Source organism: Xanthobacter sediminis (assembly GCF_043195015.1).
Lineage (GTDB): Bacteria > Pseudomonadota > Alphaproteobacteria > Rhizobiales > Xanthobacteraceae > Xanthobacter.
In genome coordinates, this window is record NZ_JBAFWH010000021.1 from 1 (window position 1) to 19,094 (window position 19,094).

Consider the following 19,094-nt stretch of genomic DNA (forward strand, 5'->3'; position numbering starts at 1 on the left):
GCCGGCGGGACCTTTCGGCGTGTCCTTGAGCCGGACATACATCGAGCGGCCGGGTGTGTTGCGCGCATCGCCCACGAGCCAGTAGTTGCCCTCGCGGCGACCGCTGGAAAGATAATGCCGGCACACCGCCTCGGCCTGCCGGCCGAGACTGTGCGCGAGATCGGAAGCGTCTTGACGTGCCATCACGCGGCCTCCCGCTCGGAGATGCGCGCCACGGGATATGTATCGAGCACCTTGGCGAGGACGCCCGGTCCGGCGGCGTCGGCCGGCACGAAAAAGCGGAGCTTCCACGAGATGATCTCGCTGAACAGGCCGTAGGTGCGCAGCCGGTCCCGCATCGCCTCGGTGAAGCCGGTCAGCTCCAGGCGCTGGGCATTCATGACGCGGGCGCGCCGAAGCTGAAGGCCGTCAGCGAGATCGAGGATCGTCGTGCCGTCCATCAGAGCGGTGAAGGCCTGCTCAGGGGTCAGCGATGTTGCGCCCGTGGTGACGGCGTTTGCCGCCCAGGCGGGCGAGACGCGGCGGCCGATGATGCGCTCGCCGCCATCGGTCTGGAGCCGGTAGACCCGCGTCGACTCGTTTGGCAGCCGCTTCCAGATCGGCAACAACAGGCCGGCGACAATGTGGATCGTGCTGTCGGAAAACTCCGGCACGTCATTCAACTCAGCCCACCACGCGGCGGCGAAGGCGGCGCGATCGGCTTCCTCCCACTGGCTCTCACCCATCATGCGCAGCGGCGCATAGTGCTGCTCCATCGGCCGGACCAGGCAGACGCGGCGCTCGATCTCGCCATCGTCGAGCATCATCGATGGTGCGGAAATCTGCACGGCGGCGCGGCCGGAGCGACCATTGACCAGGAGCCGTGCGCGCGGATCGGAGAGATGATCGAGCGCGTCGGCGAGGCTCGTCGGTCGATTGCGCTCCCGGCGGGTGATGGTGAGAAGCCGAGTTTCCGCGCCGGTGCCCGGGTGCGTATGGATCACCTCGCTGCCGGTGACGATGAAGCTCTCGGCCTGCAGCGTTTCGAGTCCGACGTCATAGACTCCACTGCGAACCGCCCCGTCGACTTTCGCCGTCAGGAGCTGCTCAAACGCCGTAAAAAGCACGCCCTGCAGGTCGATGGTCAGCGCGAGCAGACGGTTGAGGAAGGTCGTGATCGGCGGCAGCTCGTCCTTGATGCCGTTGTCATCCGTGAGCTTGAGACCGGTGGCGGACTCAAAGCGGTCGAGCGAGCAGTTCTCGACCTTGCCACGCACGAGCAGCAGATAGAGCTGGCGCAGCGCACCGCGCGCATAGGGGCTTTCGAGATTGTCCTCTGGCCGGAAGAGACCCTGTCCGCCGGTCTGGCGCTGCCCACGCGTGATCGCGCCGAGTGTATCGAGCCTACGCGCGATCGTGGAGAGGAAGCGCTTCTCAGCCTTCACGTCAGTGGCGATCGGGCGGAAGAGCGGCGGTTGAGCTTGATTGGTCCTGTTGGTCCGACCGAGACCCTGGATCGCCGCATCGGCCTTCCAGCCCGGCTCCAGCAGATAGTGGATACGCAGGCGCTGGTTCTTCGCGCCAAGATCGGCGTGATAGCTGCGCCCCGTACCGCCCGCATCCGAGAAGACCAGGATGCGCTTCTGGTCGTCCATGAAGGCGGCGGCCTCGGCGAGATTGGCCGAGCCCGCCCGATTCTCGACGGCAAGGCGATCGCCCTTGCGCACAACGCGCCGTGAACGGCCGGTGACCTCGGCGACGACATCGGAGCCAAAGCGCTGGACGATCTGGTCGAGGGCGCCGGGAACGGGTTCTAGCGACGCGAGCCGTTCGATCAGCTCGTCACGGCGGGCGACGGCCTCCCTGCTCTCGACGGGCTGACCGTCCCGGAAGACTGGCCGCGACGACAGATTGCCCTCGCTGTCGGAGAACGGCTCGTAGAGCTGCACCGGGAAGGAATGGGCGAGATAGTCGAGGACATATTCCCGCGGCGTGATGTCGACACGCACGTCGTTCCATTCCTCGGTCGGAATCTCGGCCAGTCGGCGCTCCATCAGTGCCTCGCCGGTCGAGACGATCTGAATGACGGCGCTGTGCCCGTCGGCCAGGTCCTGCTCGATCGAGCGGATCAGCGTCGGGGTCTTCATGCTGGTCAGCAGATGACCGAAGAACCGCTGCTTGGCGCTTTCGAATGCAGAACGCGCGGCCGACTTCGCCTGACGGTTCAGGGTGCCGCTATCGCCGGTGATGTTGGCGGCCTGCATCGCGGCGTCGAGATGGTTATGGATGATGGCGAAGGCGCCGGCATACGCATCGTAGATGCGGGCTTGCTCGGGCGTAAGCTGGTGCTCGACCAGTTCGTATTCAACGCCGTCATAGGAGAGCGACCGGGCCGTGTAGAGGCCGAGCGCGCGCAGGTCGCGGGCAAGCACCTCCATGGCCGCGACACCGCCATTGTCGACGGCCTCCACGAACTCGGCGCGGTTGGCGAAGGGAAAATCGTCACCGCCCCACAGCCCGAGCCGCTGGGCGTAAGCGAGATTGTGGACTGTGGTCGCGCCGGTGGCAGAAACGTAGACGACACGCGCGTCCGGCAGCGCGTGCTGCAGCCGCAGCCCGGCACGGCCCTGCTGTGAGGGCGCGACATCGCCCCGTTCTCCCTTGCCGCCGCCGGCGTTCTGCATTGCGTGCGACTCGTCGAAAATGATGACTCCATCGAAGTCGGAGCCCAACCATTCGACGATCTGTTTGACGCGCGAAAGCTTCTCGCCACGGTCGTCGGACCGTAGCGTGGAATAGGTGGTGAAAAGGACGCCTTCGCTGAGACGGATCCGCGTGCCCTGAGGGAAACGGGATAGCGGCGTGACCAACAAGCGCTCCATACCGAGCGCCGACCAGTCGCGTTGAGCGTCTTCGAGCAGCTTGTCGGACTTCGAGATCCATACTGCCTTGCGGCGACCCTGCAGCCAGTTGTCGAGGATGATGCCGGCGGACTGACGGCCCTTGCCGGCGCCGGTGCCGTCGCCGAGCATGAAGCCCCGGCGGAAGCGGACGGCGCTTGGAGCGTCGTCCGGCGCGGCGGTGACGAGATCGCCGGTCTCGTCCACAATCCAGGCGCCTGCGAGGTGTTCGCTGTGAGCTTCGCCGGCATAGATCACTGTCTCGAGCTGGGCGTCGGACAGAACGCCCCCGGTGACGATCGCGGCTGGAAGCGTCGGGCGATAGCTCGGCTTCGGCGGCGCGACCGACGCCATGGCGGCCGACTGTACCAATTTGGTGGGATGGGGCTGCGCCTCCGGGATGCGGACCGACTGGAGCGCATAGGCCTCATAGATCGAGTCCGACAGTCGGCCATCTTCAAGAGGCATCCGCTCCACGGTCTGATAGTCAAGCGGCAGGCCTTCGATCTCAGCCGTGGGCCGGCCGTCCGTGGATGCTGCGGCCTTGGCGAGATAGCCGCGAACGGTGCGCGGCGCCGTATCCGGGGAGATCTTTGGCAGCGCGACCGGAATGCGCGGGGGCAAGTCGCGTTCGATCCAAGCGAGAAGCGTCGCCACGTCGGGCGCGATGCCGAGAGATGCCGGGAAGCGTGCATCATCCTCGGCCGGCGCCTTGTCGATGACGGTCAGGCGGGTTTCGATGGTCGTGCCTTGCTTGGCATAGACAGAGCCCGCGATCGCCGCAGTGAACACGACGCGGCCGCGCTCCTGCAGCCGGGCGAAGTGGTCGCGCCAGGCCGGCAGCTCGGGCGAGAAATTCGCGCCGGTGATCGCGACCAACCGGCCGCCTGGCGCAAGCCGCGCCAGAGCGGAAGCGATATGGCGATAGGCGGCGTCGGCGACGCGTCCGGAGACATTCGCCATAACCGAGAACGGCGGGTTCATGATGATGACGCTGGGAATGGCGGTGCGGTCGAGATGATCGTCGATCTGCGCGGCGTCGAAACGCGTGATCGCATTGGCCGGAAAGAGAGAGGCAAGAAGATCGGCGCGGGTCTCGGCCAGTTCATTGAGGATGAGATCGGACCCGGCAATCTCGGCAAGGATCGCGAGCAGGCCCGTGCCGGCTGAGGGCTCCAGCACCCGGTCGGCGGGCGTGAGCGCTGCGGCGGTCAAGGCCGCGAGACCGAGCGGCGTCGGCGTCGAGAACTGCTGACGCGCCTGGGCCTCCTCAGACCGGCGCGTGTGCGTCGGCAGCAGCCCGGCGATCTTGCCGAGCGCGGAGAGCCGTGCGGCCGGAGACGCGGCTTTGCGGAAAAGCGGCTTTCCGTATTTGCGCATGAAGAGGACGGTTGCCGCTTCGCAGGCGTCATAGGCCGTTTTCCAGTCCCAGGCGCCGCTAGCGTCGGACGCGCCGAAGGCCTGTTCCATGGCCGAGCGCAGTATCGCGGCATCGATCGCGCGGCCCTGTTCGAGATGAGGAAGGAGATGGCCGGCGGCGGCGAGAATGGCGGCCGCCGGCGGCGCGTTCGGTGCGAGCGGAAGCAAGACCGCCGGAGCGGCACCAGAGACGGGAGCGTGGAGCATGGAGGATACCTCGAAAGAGCGGGAGACGGGCGAGCCGGGCCGGCGCTTTCTCTCGACCGGACGGGCTCAACCCCGTCCCGGCCGACCTCTCACTCTGACGCGGGCAGCGGCCATCGCTCCGGCTTGCGGCAAGCTCGCCTTCGACAGTTGCGTCATGCCGGCGGGCGATGCGCCGCTCCCGGCTAAGGATCGCACTATCGTCGCGGATCTATTCGAGCGCCCGCCTCAGGTCGGGGCATCGGGCGGGCGGTAGAGCTCAAATGGGTTGCCATCGGCGAGATGGCCGAATGGTGTAAGAACATAGTCGCTGGCGTCACGTCCAACGGCGCAGATGACGTAGCGAACCTCGCCCGTCGCAATCTCGGTGCATTCCATCAACGCCAGGTCGCCGCTGGTCGCGGCGTGCAGCAGCGTCTCGAAATTGGCGCGGGCATGGTCGGGAATGCTCATCGCGCGCCTCCCTCGGAAAGCCGGTCGGCGAGCCAGCGCCCGGTGCTGATCCATTCAAGCGTACGGCCGGTCGAGAGATCGAGCAGGTGGGCGCCGCCGGCGAAGCCGTCGATGACGGGAGCCGAGGCAACATTCGCCCACTGGAATCCCCAACGTCCAGTCAGGCCGAAGGCCTCGGCGCAGCGCGTCACGAAGGTGATCGCGAGTTGCTGGTCGGCGCTGCCAGGATCGCGCAGCCACAGGCGAGCCGATCCGTATTCGGGCGAAAGGGAGAGCAGGAACGGCTCGGCCGGCGGATCCTCTCGGGCGTTCTCGGCCATCAGCGTTGCGTAGATCTCGAAAGCGCGCGCCGCGTTGGCGGCAGTGCCAACGTCGAGCAGGCAGGAAAAGCGGGTCAGAAAATCGGTCATGGCAGGCTCCAGAAACGAAAAGAGCCCGGCGCTAGGCCGGGCTCGGAAAGGATCGAAAGATTGTCCGGCTAGTAGCCGAACCGCCAGGACGGCCAGTCTTGACCGTCGTCGGCGGCCTGCACCGCCTCGCTGAGATAGGCGGGATCGCCCTCGACGATGGCGGGATCGCGGACTGGCGTCTCGTCGATGACCGTGACGCAGGCGACGAGCCCGTCCTCGACCTCGACCTGCACGGGAACGAGATATTGGAAGACGACGCGCCGGGGCGGCGGGCTGGATTGCGACATGACGTAGCTCCTCGATTGGGGGAATCGGCGGAGCGGCCGAAGCCGCCCCGCCTGCACGATCATTCGGCCGCGACGAGGTGGCGTTCATCGTCTTCGCCGGCGGCCTCCTCGTCATCGCCCGCGAGGAAGTCAGGCAGCGCTGCGCTGTCATCCTCGCCGCTGGTCTGGGTTTCCGCCGTCGACGCCTCGACCTCGGTGACCACGCGAAGCGGTTCCGGCAGCCAGCCGGTGTCCGCCAGCAGGCGCTCGGCCTCCTTCGCCATGTCGCCCTTCTTCAGATGGTCGATGAGTTGCGCGGCCTGCTCGCCGGCGCCCTCGCGGACCGCCTGCAGGATGCGGGGCTTTGTCACCCGGTTCAGGTAGTTGCCGAAGGTCGGCCGCCAGCCGACCTCGACCAGATCGAGGCCTGTCGCCATCGTCAGGCGGTCGGCCTGCGAAAGCCTCATGTCGAGGGTATGCTGGGATACACCGCTGCCACTGTGCGGGTTCGGCCGCTCATAGAGCGCATTCACGCCGTAGCTGACGCAATGCGCGAGAAGAGCCATGCGGCTGGGCTCATCCAGGTCGGCGAGCCAGTCCCATAGGGCAGCATCGTCCTTCGGGATATCACCCGCCCAGGCGGCGTGGCGGTCCTGCACCGCACGGGCGGACGGGCTGTCCTTCAGCGCATCGTCCTGGGCCGGGAAGAAGACGTGCTTCACCCCGGCTTCCATGGCGCCCGTATACATGCGGGTCATGAAGGTGTCCGAGACGAGCTTGTGGAGGAGCGCCGTCATGGCGACGTGCGGGTTCTCCGCGACGGCGTTGCGCAGCGCGAGCGTGCGATAGGCCGTCAGCTCGATCACCAGACGCTCCGGCAGCGGCTTGATGACGCCGTCATCCTCGTCGTCCTCGGGCTCGGCAGGCTGGCCGCCGATGGTAATGACCGCCCTCTGCACCGACGGCTCGGCCGGATCGCCGTCGGCGTCCACGCCGGTCTCGACCTCGGGATCGATCGGCGCGTCATCCTCCGCCCGCACGTAGCCACGGTCGATGGCGACGCTGCCGTCATGGGCGATGCTGATGAAGACGCCCGCGCGAGGGATATCGTCCGCCTCGTAGCGCACCGGCCGGGTCTCGAAGGCGGCTAGTGCCGTCTCGATCTCGCCGAGGCGCTGGTCTACCTCGTCCGGCAGTTCGTCGGCGCCTTCATACTCGGCTTCGAGCTTCTGATACTCGGCATTGAGCGCCTCGATGGTCGCCTGCTCCTCGGCCGAAAGGTCGAGCGGCTCGCCCTGCAATTCCCGCAGGCCGCGCGTCGTGTCGTAGGGAAAGCTGACAGCGACCTCGATCCACTTCCAGCCTTCGCCGGCGATCGTCTCGGCAGTAGCCCTGAGCTTTTCGGCGACCAGGCGGTCGAGCAGCCTCGCGTCCTGCAGCCAGCCGCCATCATCGGACTGGAAGAGATCGCGCATGACGACGCCGCCCGCCGCCTCATAGGTCTCGATGCCCACGAAAACCGCGCGCTTGTCCGAGGCGCGGACGGTTGTCTCGGTCAGCATGCGCCGGATCTGATAAGGCTCCTTCGACCAGGCGTCCTTGATCGCGTCCCAGACCTGCTCCTGACGGGCGTGATCGCTCGACACTGTGAAGGCCATGAGTTGCTCCAGCGTCATGCCGTCTTCGGCATAAATCTCGAGCAGCGCGGGCGACGCCGAAGCGAGCCGCAGCCGCTGCTTGACGACCTGGGCCTGCACGAAGAAGGCTGCGGCGATCTCCCCCTCGGTCATGCCCTTGTCGCGCATGTCCTGGAAGGCGCGATACTGGTCGAGGGGATGGAGCGGCGCGCGCTCGATGTTCTCGGCGAGCGAGACTTCTTCCGCGAGGATCGCGCTGTCGCGCTCGCGCACTACGCACGGCACAGGCGACACCTTGGCGAGGCGCTTCTGCTTCACCAGCAGTTCCAGCGCCCGGAACCGGCGTCCGCCGGCCGGCACCTCGAACATGCCGGTCTCGTTGCCTTCGGCATCGACGACGGGGAAGACGCTGATACTCTGGATCAGGCCGCGCCGGGCGATCGAGGCCGCTAGGTCTTCGATCGAGACACCGGCCTTGATGCGTCGGACGTTCGACTGGCTCAGGACCAGCTTGTTGAAGGGGATGTCGCGCGAGGGCGATAGGACGATCTTTTGAGCTGCAACAGCCATCGGGATGTACTCCGCGACGGGCGGCCGAGAGCCTCTCTCTCGACCTCCAACCCGTCACGGAAACCCCGTCCTCCCTCTCACTCTATTTCTGGGTGCGCCCGGTGAGACGCCGGAAGGACAGCGGCGCGATCAAGGAATTTGGCAAGCCCCTCATCCTCAGGCGCATCTCGGTCGAACAGGATGTATTCCGCGCCGAGGCGCCGCGCGTATTCGGTGATCCTCACAAGATCGGCAGGGAGACTATCGCGGTCGCCTTCTCCGACCCAGATAAACCAGCCGTATGGCGTCGCCGCGACAAGCTCGTCGCCCTGAGCGGCGTGAACATTCAGATAGGTGCTCGACGCCTCCGACAGGTGAGCGGTCGAGCAATCGAAGAAGACCCGAAGCGGGTACGAGACCTTGCTCATGCCACCCTCCTTTCAAGCTCATCTGCGGTGACGACGTGGGCAGCGCCCTCAGGCGCATGGGCCAGCAGCCAGTCGGCCGCCTTGCTCGCCTGACTTGCGGCCCGAACGATGGCGCGGTTGTCCTCGCGCAGGACCTGCAGCCACGAGCCGATATAGTCGGCGTGGCGGACGGTGGGCACGATGCCGAGCGAAGCGCAGCAGAAGGCCGCGTTCATCTCGGCGACCAGTTCCTCGAATGCGTATTTCTTGGTGCCGAAGCCGCCGGTCAGGTCGCGGCCTACTCGGCTCGAGTGACCCGTCGCGTGTCCGAGTTCATGCAGGGCCGTGCGGTGCCAGTTGATCGGCTCGAAGTAGGCTTGTGGCGGAGGGACCTGCACATAGTCGAGCGCAGGCACGTAGAACGCCCGATCACCTGCGATGCGAAAGTCTATGCCTGAGGCGCGGATCAGCGCTTCGACCTGTGGTTCGATCATCCCTTGCGGCGGCGGGGGCGCATCGATCGCGACGTCTTCCGGCAGTCCTTCGCACTGGGCTGCGTTGAACACGGTGAAGCGCTTAAGGAACGGGATCGCCTGCGCGTCGTCACCGCTCTCGCGGGCGCGGCGCTTTTCGTCCTCCGGCGTGAAGCGGTCCGCATAGACGACGGTCGTGCCGCGCGCGCCCTTGCGGACATTGCCGCCAAGCGACAGTGCTTGACGGAAGGTGAGCCAGCTCTGGCCCGGAAAGCCGTGTTCGACCACGGCGCCCCAAAGGATCAGGATATTGATCCCCGAATAGTGCCGGCCGGTGGCGGCGTTTCTCGGCATGGCAAGCGGGGCCTTTGCGGCCGTCGTTCCCCACGGCTGGACCCAAGGCACGCGACCGGCCTCCAACTCGGCGACGATCTTATCGGTGATCTCGTCGTAAAGGCTCGCCCGGTTCTGGCCTGGACGTGGCAAAGCAGTTCGTCTGGACATCGCGGATCTCCGCGACGGGCGCCGGAAGCCTCTCTCCCAGCTCTCAACCCGTCACGGCAATCCGGTCCGCACTCTCACTCTCGGGGGGGCGTTGCGGGGTCTCCCCCCAGAAGGGGTCGGCAGAGACCTTGGGCTCGGCCGTAGGGGAAAGCCTTCCCCCCTTGAAGGATAATGAAATGTTTATCGTGTTCAGAGGTCAGCCGTTAAGCGAACTCCGATTACCGTCAGCCTTGGCGAAGTGTGTTCCTGGGTGACCCGTCGTTGCTGCGCTTTCAAAACGAAATTCTACGGATGATCGCGAACGGTGAGCCGCTCTTCGACACGATGCGGCAACTTTGCTTGCGGGTCGAAAAGACATGGCCCGGTGTGCTCTGTTCGGTGTTCGCCATCGATCGAACGGGCATGATGCGGCCGTTAGCGGCACCGAGCTTCCCGGAGGCCTACAGCCAGGCGCATGACGGGGTTGCGATCGGCGCCGACACCGATGTACCCGGGAGAGCCGCGTCTTTACGCCAGCCAGTGCTCCTGGAGGATCTCGCGTCCGACCCTCGCGCCTCCCATAGTGCGGCGATCGTTCACGGGCTTGGTGTATCGGCGTGTTGGTCACTGCCTGTGCTTGGGGCGGCAGGCGACACGCTAGCGGTGATGAACCTCTATTTTCACGGTGCGCGTCAGGTCGCAGATGTCGAGCGAGAGGTGGCTGAAGCTTGCGTGGAACTCTGCGAGACGGCCTTCCGCAGACACGAGAGTACGCTCGATCGGGACCGTCGAGCGAATGTCGATGCACTGACGGGCTTGGCCAACAGGGCAGCCTATAACGGCGCGATGACTCAGCTTCGCTGCGACGATGTCGGGTCGTGGGCACTGTTCATCATCGACCTCGACAACCTCAAGATCGTCAACGACACGTTCGGCCATCTGGCGGGCGACGCTCTGATCCGTGCCGCGTCGGCGCGTATCGCTCGCGCGATGGCGCCGGACGTCACCTATCGGATAGGAGGCGACGAATTCGCGGTCATCCTCCAGCAGCCGGCAAATGTCGCCGACCTGAATGCTGCGGCCGAACGCGTCTTCGACGAGCTCGAGGTGGCGGCGGACTGCGACGGACACACCGTTGTACCTCGCGCGACCATCGGCGGCGCGACGTTGAGCAAGACCGAACGCACAGCGACGAGCGTCGGAGAAGCGGCCGACTTCGCGCTCTACCATGCGAAGGAGACGGGCCGTGGCGGCTTCGTTCGCTACTGGCCTGGCATCGGCTCACGGATTACGAGCCGGCGCGCCGCGATCCGGGATGTCTCGGAAGCCTCGGCCGAGGATCGTATCGAGGCGCACTACCAGCCGATCCTGAGGCTGGACACCGGCCTCATCGTGGGGCTCGAAGCCCTGTGCCGACTGCGATCGCGAAGCGGCGATCTTCTTCCTGCCGGCTCTTTCCACGAAGCAACGACTGACGCTCATGTCGCCTCCGAGTTGACGGCCCGCATGATGGCGATCGTCGCTGCCGACGTAGGTCATTGGCAAAACGCGGGACTGCTCGTCGAGCAGGTCAGCCTGAACGTGTCGACAGCGGATTTCTACACGGGCAGCCTCGCCAAGAAGGTCTCCGAGACCTTCTCCAAAGCCGGCATCGGGCTGAACAAGATCGTGTTGGAGATAAGCGAGGACGTCTATCTCGGGCGGAATGATCGCGTCGTAGCGCGGGAGATCGAGGTGTTGCGTGCGGCCGGGGTGCGCGTAGCCCTTGACGACTTCGGCACGGGCTACGCCTCGCTGACGCATCTGGTGAATGTGCCGGTCGATATCATCAAGATCGACAGGGCATTCGTCGCCCGGCTGTGGCCTGACGATCCGAGCACCATCATCGTGGAAGGGCTAATCGAGATCGCCCGCCGTCTCGGCGTGGCCGTGGTCGCGGTTGGCATTGAGACCGAGGTTCAGGCGAGTCAGCTTTGGGCGATGGGCTGTGCGCTTGGTCAGGGCTACGCATTCGCATACCCCGCCGATCACGATGCGACGAGCACTTTGCTCTACCGGCATGCAGCGTCCGGCGCCGGAACGTCTCCTCTCTATGCCAATCAAACATTGTCTCGTCCGAATGAGCGCGTTTCGAAGCGCCGTACTTCGGTGGCGTAAGAGGCGCGCCAGAAACACGTATTCCCGCAGAAGCGTAACTCCTGAAAAGAGGGTTGCGGCGAGCTCTCGCCGCCTTGGTCGATCGAAACGACACGTCTCTTGCAATACCGCCTCCGGCGTGCAATTTTGCACGATCAATGCAGGAGAGCGCGATGCCCGATGATCTTGCCCCACCCCTTCGCTACTTCAAGACCGGAGATCCCGTTCATGTCAGGGCTCAGCAGGTCTGGCTGATCCTGGTGTCTACGGTCATGTCGTCCACGCGCAATCCGCGTCGCCCGACCGTCATCACCTACGGCGATCTTGCCGAGGCCATGGGGATGGATCGCCGGGCCGGTATCACGCTCAATCGGCAACTTGGAGTGGTCGGCGACATTTGTGTGGCCAATGACCTGCCGGCACTGAACTGCATCGTCATCAATGATCGGCTCAACGCACCCGGAGATCATGTCGTCACGCGCCGCGGGCGGACGTGGCAGCAGGAACAAGCAGACGCCATGACGACTGACTGGTTTGCTGTAAGGGTGCCGACCACCGGGACCCTGCGTAAAATTCGCTCGGCGGCAGTGGCGGAATAGCGGATGAAGCTCTTCGCCACGAGAGTATGGGGTTTTGGCTTCGCGCGGCTGCCTCTTGCGACCTTCGGCGTCAAAGGCAATCTCGGGCGGCTGCTGACCCTAGCAAAGCGCGGCGACCGGCTGGTGTTCGTGGGAACACAGACGGAGCGGACCGCACCGGAGCATCAGGGCCGCATCCTGGGGATGGCTGAGATAGGATTCGAGCCCTTGCGCACGCTCGATCTCGTCGAGCGCGAGGCGCTTGATCCGAGGGACTTCGACGCTGCCGGCAACTTCAAGTTTCCGCATGCCGTCGCGACCACTCGCGTCTGGCAGTTCGAACCCGCGCCAGTCTTGACCCAGCTGTTGTCTCGACAACTGACGATGGTTGCAACCGCAGGCGTGGAGGAGATCGACGATCCAGCCGATGTCGCCGCTGTCCTCGCACTGAACGCCGTTGAGATCGATTTGCCCCCGCTGCCGGCCCTCGCACGGATGCGGCGCCTGAATGACGCGCTTAGGAACACCACCGGTCCGCGCCCCACCGATGCCAGCTATAACGTCGATCGCTCAGGCACGGACGGCGAGGCCTGGGCTTATGCATTGCAGTTTGGCAGCCGCAACGTTTGGAAGATCGGGTGGGCCGACGACATCGACGAACGCTGCGCCGCCGTAAATCAGCACATTCCCATTGAACTCGGCGGACTGGAGCAATGGACTGTGAAATTCCGACAGCGGATGAAGAACCGCGAAGCCGCCTACAAGATGGAGCAACGCGTCCTCACGTTGCTGGATGCGAAGCGCAAGGGCTTTGAGCGCGTGCATTGCGCCCAAGCCGATTTGCAATCGGTTTGGGCTCGCGCCTTTCTCGACATCGTCCAGGAGGACTGATGGATCTGTCCTACTGGATGCGGCAACGCACCGACATCATCCGGCTGTTCTATGACAAAGGCCGCGTGCCCTTCGAGCAGTTGAAGCGGGATATCGAGGAAGAGGTCCGGCCATGGGAGCCACCTTACTTCAATCCGGAAACCGACGACCCGGAGCCACCGTTCCTCGCCGAATGGATGCAGGCGGACCAAACTCGCGAACTGGTCGGGATGCTCGCGGTATCGCTGCTCGCCGATACGTTGAGCCTCTACTTCGCCGAGCTTGAGCGCGAGATCGGCATCGCCTTTGTTGACCCGAAAGAACGTGTAGCCTTGTTCAAACTAGGGAAGGTCGAGGCCTATCGCCAGATCATCGAGCATGTGATGGGCGAGACGTTCAGCATGTGCCCCGTCAGGTTCGACGTCATCGAACAGGTGATCCTGGCCCGTAACGACTTCGCCCATGGCCAGGATTTCGTCTCGTTCCAAACCACGCACAATGAACGAACGGTCGAGAAGCATCCGAACCCGTTCTTCACGAATCCCGCAGAGCCTGTCGACGAGGAGGACCTGGGGGGATGGCGACGCCTCACGATCGAAGTCAGTCGGGAAAAGCTGATGGCGGCCATCGACGAGGTGGAGAAGTTGGCTGACTGGGTGCATCGGAACGACGAAGCCGTATGGGAGTGGCGAGCTCGGACGGTGGCCGCGAAGGCCAGAGATTGACGACTCAGTGCCAAGTCTGCGCTCAACGAAAGTCTCTCGTCCTCACCTTGATCGTGTCCAGATGGAGGTCTGGGATGAAAATGTCGCGCGGCCGGACGGTCCGGGGCGGCAAGCCACGTGGATCGGGCGTCGGCGAGCCATGGTGAAACTCGTCGCCGCGACCATGCGGTAACGGGAAGGCGGTCTCTCGATCGCCGACGCTCGCCAGATCGGCGGAGAGGTCCGTGAGCCGCTGGGCGACGAGATGGACCACTTCACCCTCGCGCTGCACGCGACCGCGCACCGCGATCATACCCGCGGACAGGATCGTGCGACGGTTCTGCTCGAAGACCTTTGGCCAGATCACGAGGTTCGCAATGCCGCTTTCGTCTTCTAGCGTTATGAACATGACGCCCTTGGCAGACCCTGGCCGCTGTCGGACCAGCACGATGCCGGCCGCTTCGAGCCACCGGCCGTCACGCGCCTCCATAGCTTCGAGGCAGGTGACCATTCGGCGTCGCCGCAGGTCGTGCCTTAGGAAGGATACGGGGTGATCCCGTAGAGAGAGGCTGACGTGGCGGTAGTCTTCGACGACATCGCCACCGGCCGTCATGGGTCGGAGGACGATGGCCGGTTCGGCAATCTCGGGCACGATTTCCGTTTCGCGGGCCGAGGCCGCAGCAAAGAGCGGCAATGGCGCATCCCGAAGGGCTTTGATCGCCCAGAGCGCTTCCCGACGAGCAAGACCAAAGGGCGGCCGGAAACCGTCTGCCTCAGCGATGTGCGTCAACGCGCCCACGGGCACGCCAGCTCGGCGCCAGAGATCGTCCACCGACATGAAGGGATGTCCCGCCCGGGCAGCGACGATCGCCGCGCCATGGGCGTTCGCCAGACCCTTGACCATGCGCAGACCGAGCCGAACAGCAAATCGGCCGTCATCATCGATCGGCTCGAGCGTGCAGTCCCAACGGGACGCATTGGCGCACACCGGTCGCACCTCGATGCCATGATCTCGCGCATCACGCACGATCTGGGCCGGCGCGTAGAACCCCATGGGCTGGCTGTTCAGGAGCGCTGCGCAGAAAACGTCGGGGTGCCAGCACTTCAGCCAGGCCGACGCGTAGGCGATAAGCGCAAAAGAGGCTGCGTGGCTTTCCGGAAAGCCGTAAGAGCCGAAGCCTTCGAGTTGCTTGAAGGTCTGCTCGGCGAAGGCAGCGTCGTAGCCATTGGCCACCATGCCGGCGATCAGCTTGTCCCGGAAATGCGATACACCCCCGGTGAACTTGAAGGTCGCCATCGACTTGCGCAGCATGTCGGCTTCCCCGGGCGTGAACCCGGCGCATTCGATCGCGACGCGCATCGCCTGCTCCTGGAACAGGGGAACGCCGAGCGTCTTGCCCAGAACCTTCTCGAGCTCCGCCTTTGGATAGTGGACGGGCTCCAGCCCCTCGCGGCGCCGAAGATAAGGGTGAACCATGTCGCCTTGGATCGGCCCAGGCCGAACGATGGCGACCTGAACGACGAGGTCATAATAGGTCCGCGGTTTCAGGCGCGGCAGCATGGACATCTGCGCGCGGCTTTCGATCTGGAAGGTGCCGAGCGTATCGGCCCTCCGGATCATCGCATAGGTGCGTGGATCCTCCGCAGGGATGGTCGCCAGATCGAGGTTTACGCCCTTGTGCTCGGCGAGCAGATCGAGCCCCTTCTTAATGCAGGTCAACATGCCGAGCGCCAGGACGTCGACCTTCATGAACTTGAGAGCGTCGATATCGTCCTTGTCCCATTCGATGACCTGACGATCGACCATCGACGCGGGCTCGATCGGCACGAGATCGTCGAGGCGGTCATGGGTGAGCACGAAGCCGCCAGGGTGCTGGCTGAGGTGGCGCGGAGCGCCCATCAGTTGCCGGGCAAGATCGAGCGTCATCCGAAGGCGCCGGTCTGCGAGGTTGAGATTCAACTCCTCGACGTGGCGCTTCTCGACGCCTTCCTCTGACCACGCCCACACCTGCGACGACAGCGTGCCGATCAGGTCTTCGGGCAGTCCGAGCGCCTTGCCGACGTCCCGCAACGCACCCTTGGTGCGATACCGGATGACGGTCGAGCACAGCGCGGCATGCTCCCGGCCATAGGTCTCGAACACCCATTGCATGACGATTTCGCGCCGCTCATGTTCGAAATCGACGTCGATGTCGGGCGGCTCGCGCCGTTCCTCGGAGATGAAACGCTCGAACAGCAGGTCGTTGCGGCCAGGATCGATCGAAGTGATGCCAAGAACGTAACAGACGGCGGAGTTGGCGGCCGACCCACGACCCTGACACAGAATGTCCTTTGACCGCGCGAAGCGAACGATGGAGTTCACGGTCAGGAAATAAGGCGCGTAGTCCAGCTTCTCGATCAACCGCAACTCATGCTGGAGGGCGGCGGTCACGCTCTCGGGTACGCCCTCGGGATAGCGTTCAGTCGCGCCCTCCCAGGTGAGCTTCGCCAACGTCTGCTGGGGCGTGAGTGCGGGATCGTCGCGCTCTTCCGGATACTGGTAGGCAAGCTCGTCGAGGCTGAAGCGGCAGCGGTCCGCGATCTGCAGCGTCCGGGCAAGGGCCTCGGGATAGCGGCTGAACAGACGATGCATTTCGTCCGGCGGCTTGATGTAGCGATCGGCATGTCGCTCTCGCCGATCGCCAAGCGTATCGATCGTGACGTTGTGCCGGATGCATGTGACTACGTCCTGCAGGATCCGCCGGGCCGGCTCGTGGAAGAGGACGTCGTTCGTCACCACGGTGGGCACGCGCATCTGTGTGGCCATGTTCGAAAGCTCATGCAGTCGGAGCTGATCGTTTGGCCGGCGGCGCAAGGTGAGCGCGAGATAGGCTCTGTCGCCGAAAGCGTCCCGCAATCGCCGCAGCCGGAACTCGCACTCGTCATCCGCCAGGTCGGGTACGAGCGCGACGATCAGGCCGTCGCCGTAGGCGACAACATCAGGCCATTCGAGAATGCACTTGGCCTTGCCGCCTCGTTTCTTACCGAGGGATAGAAGCCGGCAAAGGCGCGAATAAGCGGATCGATCCGTTGGATAGACCAGCACGGATGTGCCATCGGCGAGGTCGAGCCGGCAACCGACAATCAGGCGAACGCCGGTCGTCTTGGCCGCTTCATGAGCACGGACGACGCCGGCGAGCGAATTCCGATCGACGATGGCGACGGCCTCGATCCCAGCCAAGGCCGCTTGCGCAAACAGTTCCTCGCAGGAGGACGCGCCGCGCAGGAAGCTGAAGTGTGAGGCGACCTGCAGTTCGACGTAGCGAGGTGAGCTCATCCGAAGACCCCGTGGATGAACCAGCGGTGCGACCCCGTCGCCGTGTCTTCGCCGTCACCGGCACGATAAAGCCAGTAGCGTTCGCCGGCGTCGTCCTCGACCCGAAAATAGTCTCGGACGGCGACCAATTCGGCGTCGCGTTTCCACCACTCTCCGAACACGCGCTCCGGTCCATCACCCCGGCGCAGTCGGCGACGCACGCCGCGCCAGGTGAATGAAACGGGCGGATGATCAGGCAAGAGCGCTACAGTCTCGACCTGCTCCGGATGGGCCAGCAGACGCGAGGGGCGCGGCCAATGGCCGGGCCATGCTGCGCCCGTATCGGCGGCCATCGCCGGAATGCGGCCAACGGAGCGTTCCGGAACGTCGCTCGCAACCGGCGCCAGCCGATAGAGCGCCTGCTCACCCACCCGGTTCATAAGCGTATCGATCAGGTCCGAGACGTCCGGCACACTCTCCTCGATCAACGAACTGACGGTCTGCCGACGCTCGATCGGCTCAGCGACGCTGGCCGCAAGCGTCATCACCTCGATCCCGAAGCCGGGCTCGATCGTCTCGATTTTGTCGCATAGGAGGCGCGTCAGGCGCTTTGCATCCCGGACCGGCGTCGCCATTCCAACCCGGACCGCCTGTGAGCGACTGTCGACACGGTGGCAGATGAGGTCGAGGCGTCGTGCGCCGAGACCAGCTGCCTCGAGGCGGTCGCATAGCTGATCGACGAGCTTGGCGATGTAGCGGGCGATGGTCTCCGCCGCGCCGATCGGTTCCGCGAACGACCGGCGCACTTCGATCAGGTCGGCGGGTCGAACCGGATCGATCGGCTCTGACAGGTCGCCAAGCGCTTGATCGATACGACGGCCGATCGATGGACCGAAGCGCAGGGTGAGCGGCGCGCGCGGCTGCGCGAGGATATCGCCGATGGTTTCGAAGCCGAGCGTCCGCAGCGCCGCGACGATCGAAGCGTCGATACGCAGCGCGGCCAGCGGAAGCGGTTCCAACAGCGATGCATCATGACGTTCAGGAGCGATCATCGTCGGGCGGGCTGCAAACCGGGCCAAGGCGTGGGCCGCGCCCCAACTGTCGGCGATCGCGCCGCGAGCGGCGATGCCGGACATGGCCAGCCTTCCGATCAGGCCCTCCAGCATGGCGGTTTCGCCGCCGTGAAGGTGATCGGCTCCGGTCGAGTCGATGATGATCCCGTCTGGAGAATCAGGGGCCACGACAGGCGCGTAGCGCAGGAGCCAGGTGGCTAGCCGGTCAAGTGCCTCCACATCGGCTGCCGGCTCGGCATCTTGCACGATGAGGTCTGGCACCAGAACCTGAGCCTTGGTCACAGGCATGCCGGGGCGAAGGCTGGCGGCCACTGCAGCGGCATTCGCCGCCAGCACCACCCGCCTGTTTCCTTCCCGGCCAATCAGGACGAGCGGCGCCTCAGCCGGAGGCGCCGCGTCGCCAGCCTTCCGCCGGAGCCGGTCGGTGGACCAACTCGGCAGGAAGAGCGAGACGACCCGTGTCATCGCACGCCTCCAACTCGAAATCTGCACTCTCGCCCGCGCGTGCGCGGATCAGTTCGACCAGCCAGCGGGCACGCCCTACGCCCGGAACAGGTAGGGGTGTCGATGGCACCATAGACACGCGCCAGCGTGTCATCGCGGCGGTGGGTTGGCCGAAATCAGTGGCCTCGGTCTGTCGTCGCCAACGCCGCAGCGCGATCCCGATCGATCCGCTTCCCTCGGCCGCCAACTGCAGGCGGCGCGAGGCTGTCATGGAAAGCCGCGCCACCTCACCGAGAACCGCCCCGAGGCCACCATGGCGCAGCCCTTCCTCCATGCAGGCCAGCACGGTCTTGTCATCACCGGCTTCGAGATAGATTACGCGATCGGACGCAAGACCTGCCTGAGCGATCGCCGGCGCGAACAGGTCCGGACGGGTGATACACCAGAGGATCTTGCCCTTGGTTCGAGCCGCGACGCCCGCGCTGAACAAGGCTGCTGCGGCGCCATCGACCGCGCCATTCCCACCGCCGGCGATCTCATGCAGCGCGCCGAGCGCCAACCCGCCACCCGGGAGTCGTGAGTCGACGTCGGCAATCCCAAACGGGAGAACCGATTTGGCACGCCGGCTTCTGCCTTCGATCTTCTCGATCTGCGCGCGCAAAGACTCTATGGCGGGCTCGGGCCGCACGCTCCCAGTTTACCTCCGGATAGGGGTTCGTCATCATGTTCCCTATTTGTTCTAGATTTCAGCTGCGAGAGTCAAGGTCGATTCTGCGCCGTCAAAGGACCAGCGGCGCACGCGCCTCAAGCTGTT

Annotated in this window: 14 protein-coding genes and 1 pseudogene; 4 read left to right on the forward strand and 11 right to left on the reverse strand. The window is 65.0% G+C overall.

Going from position 1 to position 19,094, the window contains the following annotated elements:
* From V5F61_RS18885 to V5F61_RS18920, 8 genes and pseudogenes are all read right to left on the reverse strand, one after another.
* Positions 1–183, reverse strand: a pseudogene (locus V5F61_RS18885) (DNA primase); the annotation flags it as partial.
* Entirely contained in the window at positions 183–4,505 is a 4,323-nt protein-coding gene (locus V5F61_RS18890; protein ID WP_024350848.1) for a strawberry notch family protein, read from the reverse strand. The gene V5F61_RS18890 and the pseudogene V5F61_RS18885, both read right to left, overlap by 1 nt.
* A gap of 225 nt (positions 4,506–4,730) precedes the next feature.
* Positions 4,731–4,955, reverse strand: coding sequence for a DUF6117 family protein (locus V5F61_RS18895; RefSeq protein ID WP_024350849.1), 225 nt, complete (start codon positions 4,953–4,955; stop codon positions 4,731–4,733).
* Positions 4,952–5,365, reverse strand: coding sequence for a hypothetical protein (locus V5F61_RS18900; RefSeq protein WP_024350850.1), 414 nt, complete (start codon positions 5,363–5,365; stop codon positions 4,952–4,954). Before V5F61_RS18900 ends, V5F61_RS18895 begins: the two co-directional genes overlap by 4 nt.
* Positions 5,366–5,433: 68 nt before the next feature.
* A complete protein-coding gene (locus V5F61_RS18905) occupies positions 5,434–5,652 on the reverse strand; it encodes a hypothetical protein (protein ID WP_024350851.1) in 219 nt (72 codons plus the stop codon).
* Positions 5,653–5,711: 59 nt separating this feature from the next.
* On the reverse strand, positions 5,712–7,838 hold the full coding sequence (locus V5F61_RS18910; RefSeq protein ID WP_024350852.1) for a ParB/RepB/Spo0J family partition protein: 2,127 nt from the start codon (positions 7,836–7,838) through the stop codon (positions 5,712–5,714).
* A gap of 77 nt (positions 7,839–7,915) precedes the next feature.
* On the reverse strand, positions 7,916–8,245 hold the full coding sequence (locus tag V5F61_RS18915) for a DUF5983 family protein (RefSeq protein ID WP_024350853.1): 330 nt from the start codon (positions 8,243–8,245) through the stop codon (positions 7,916–7,918).
* Complete coding sequence (locus tag V5F61_RS18920) at positions 8,242–9,201, reverse strand: ArdC family protein (RefSeq protein ID WP_024350854.1); 960 nt, start codon at positions 9,199–9,201, stop codon at positions 8,242–8,244. The genes V5F61_RS18915 and V5F61_RS18920 overlap by 4 nt, the downstream gene beginning before the upstream one ends.
* A 291-nt stretch (positions 9,202–9,492) precedes the next feature.
* Between V5F61_RS18920 and V5F61_RS18925 the strand changes: the two genes are divergently transcribed.
* From V5F61_RS18925 to V5F61_RS18940, 4 genes are all read left to right on the forward strand, one after another.
* Positions 9,493–11,337 (forward strand): putative bifunctional diguanylate cyclase/phosphodiesterase, encoded by a 1,845-nt coding sequence (locus V5F61_RS18925; protein WP_081651914.1) that lies wholly within the window; start codon positions 9,493–9,495, stop codon positions 11,335–11,337.
* Positions 11,338–11,489: 152 nt separating this feature from the next.
* Complete coding sequence (locus tag V5F61_RS18930; RefSeq protein ID WP_024350856.1) at positions 11,490–11,915, forward strand: hypothetical protein; 426 nt, start codon at positions 11,490–11,492, stop codon at positions 11,913–11,915.
* A gap of 3 nt (positions 11,916–11,918) precedes the next feature.
* Entirely contained in the window at positions 11,919–12,785 is an 867-nt protein-coding gene (locus V5F61_RS18935; protein ID WP_088582614.1) for a GIY-YIG nuclease family protein, read from the forward strand.
* The gene (locus V5F61_RS18940; RefSeq protein WP_024350858.1) at positions 12,785–13,489 is read left to right on the forward strand and encodes a hypothetical protein; all 705 of its coding nucleotides are present in this window, start codon (positions 12,785–12,787) and stop codon (positions 13,487–13,489) included. Before V5F61_RS18935 ends, V5F61_RS18940 begins: the two co-directional genes overlap by 1 nt.
* 22 nt (positions 13,490–13,511) lie before the next feature.
* Here the strand turns inward: V5F61_RS18940 and V5F61_RS18945 are convergent, their stop codons facing one another.
* From V5F61_RS18945 to V5F61_RS18955, 3 genes are read right to left on the reverse strand one after another with little or no spacing between them, the layout of a single operon-like run.
* Positions 13,512–16,784, reverse strand: coding sequence for an error-prone DNA polymerase (locus V5F61_RS18945; protein WP_278985529.1), 3,273 nt, complete (start codon positions 16,782–16,784; stop codon positions 13,512–13,514).
* Positions 16,781–18,301 (reverse strand): Y-family DNA polymerase, encoded by a 1,521-nt coding sequence (locus tag V5F61_RS18950; RefSeq protein WP_024350860.1) that lies wholly within the window; start codon positions 18,299–18,301, stop codon positions 16,781–16,783. The genes V5F61_RS18945 and V5F61_RS18950 overlap by 4 nt, the downstream gene beginning before the upstream one ends.
* Complete coding sequence (locus tag V5F61_RS18955) at positions 18,216–18,968, reverse strand: ImuA family protein (RefSeq protein WP_024350861.1); 753 nt, start codon at positions 18,966–18,968, stop codon at positions 18,216–18,218. The genes V5F61_RS18950 and V5F61_RS18955 overlap by 86 nt, the downstream gene beginning before the upstream one ends.
* Positions 18,969–19,094: the final 126 nt, after the last annotated feature.

What these genes read in the sequence shown, in the direction of transcription:
- V5F61_RS18950 (WP_024350860.1), bottom strand. Translation starts at nt 18,301, where the DNA reads ATGACACGGGTCGTCTCGCTCTTCCTGCCGAGTTGGTCCACCGACCGG.
- V5F61_RS18900 (WP_024350850.1), bottom strand. Translation starts at nt 5,365, where the DNA reads ATGACCGATTTTCTGACCCGCTTTTCCTGCCTGCTCGACGTTGGCACT.
- V5F61_RS18910 (WP_024350852.1), bottom strand. Translation starts at nt 7,838, where the DNA reads ATGGCTGTTGCAGCTCAAAAGATCGTCCTATCGCCCTCGCGCGACATC.
- V5F61_RS18940 (WP_024350858.1), top strand. Translation starts at nt 12,785, where the DNA reads ATGGATCTGTCCTACTGGATGCGGCAACGCACCGACATCATCCGGCTG.
- V5F61_RS18925 (WP_081651914.1), top strand. Translation starts at nt 9,493, where the DNA reads ATGATCGCGAACGGTGAGCCGCTCTTCGACACGATGCGGCAACTTTGC.
- V5F61_RS18935 (WP_088582614.1), top strand. Translation starts at nt 11,919, where the DNA reads ATGAAGCTCTTCGCCACGAGAGTATGGGGTTTTGGCTTCGCGCGGCTG.
- V5F61_RS18920 (WP_024350854.1), bottom strand. Translation starts at nt 9,201, where the DNA reads ATGTCCAGACGAACTGCTTTGCCACGTCCAGGCCAGAACCGGGCGAGC.
- V5F61_RS18945 (WP_278985529.1), bottom strand. Translation starts at nt 16,784, where the DNA reads ATGAGCTCACCTCGCTACGTCGAACTGCAGGTCGCCTCACACTTCAGC.
- V5F61_RS18930 (WP_024350856.1), top strand. Translation starts at nt 11,490, where the DNA reads ATGCCCGATGATCTTGCCCCACCCCTTCGCTACTTCAAGACCGGAGAT.
- V5F61_RS18905 (WP_024350851.1), bottom strand. Translation starts at nt 5,652, where the DNA reads ATGTCGCAATCCAGCCCGCCGCCCCGGCGCGTCGTCTTCCAATATCTC.
- V5F61_RS18890 (WP_024350848.1), bottom strand. Translation starts at nt 4,505, where the DNA reads ATGCTCCACGCTCCCGTCTCTGGTGCCGCTCCGGCGGTCTTGCTTCCG.
- V5F61_RS18915 (WP_024350853.1), bottom strand. Translation starts at nt 8,245, where the DNA reads ATGAGCAAGGTCTCGTACCCGCTTCGGGTCTTCTTCGATTGCTCGACC.
- V5F61_RS18895 (WP_024350849.1), bottom strand. Translation starts at nt 4,955, where the DNA reads ATGAGCATTCCCGACCATGCCCGCGCCAATTTCGAGACGCTGCTGCAC.